We start from the raw sequence: 760 nt of genomic DNA on the forward strand, positions 1-760 counted from the left end.
CGCGGACGCCGGCCTCGGCCAGCCGCGCGATGGCGGCGTCCGGAACGCGCTCGGGCGCAAGCGTCACCAGAACCGCGCCGAGGCCGGGGCCGGTGAGCAGCGCCAGATCGTCCGCGTCGGGGGCGCGCATGAAGGCCGGGTCGTGCACGCCCTTGCGCGCCGGATTGAGGAACGGGCCCTCCACATGCACGCCGAGCACGCCGGGGGTTCCCGCCGCGATCGCGGCGCGCACGGCCTCCACGGCGGCGCGGGTCACCTCCGGCCGGTCGGTGATCACGGTCGGCAGCAGGCCGGTGGTTCCGAAACGGCGATGGGCGCGGGCGATGGTCGCGACGGCCTCGGGCGTGGGGGTCTCGTTCAGCAATGCGCCGCCGCCGCCGTTCACCTGCACGTCCACGAAGCCCGGCGCCAGCAGGCCCGGCAGCGGCGTGGCGGCGGCGTGGGACGGCCGCTGGCTCGCAGGGATCACGTCGAGGACCGCGCCGTCCGCGATCAGCACGGCGACGTCCTCGCGCCACGTCTCGCCGTCGAACAGGCGCGTGGGCAGAAGGGCGTCCAGCGTCATGGGCGCATTCATGGCCGCGCGCTCCGGAGGGCGAGGGCGAGGGCGCCGTCGAGCGGATCGCCCGAAGGCGCGACCAGCACGGCCTGCGCGTCGCGGGTCAGGCGGGGACCGTAGACGCCGGCGAGGCCGCCCGCGAGCGCCACCCGTTCCGCACCAAAGTCCGCGAGCCGCGTCACCAGCGCGGAGACGCGGGCG

1 protein-coding gene and 1 pseudogene are annotated in these 760 nt (G+C 76.7%); both read right to left on the reverse strand.

Annotated features, from left to right (window positions below; genetic code table 11):
• Window positions 1-577 (reverse strand): amidohydrolase family protein (locus ACFQ4O_RS17995; protein ID WP_378777799.1); only part of this gene is annotated, 577 nt, incomplete at its 3' end.
• Window positions 574-760: pseudogene (locus tag ACFQ4O_RS18000) on the reverse strand (hypothetical protein); the annotation flags it as partial. The gene ACFQ4O_RS17995 and the pseudogene ACFQ4O_RS18000, both read right to left, overlap by 4 nt.

Source organism: Methylopila musalis, from assembly GCF_042679725.1.
Classification (GTDB): Bacteria; Pseudomonadota; Alphaproteobacteria; order Rhizobiales; family Methylopilaceae; genus Methylopila; species Methylopila musalis.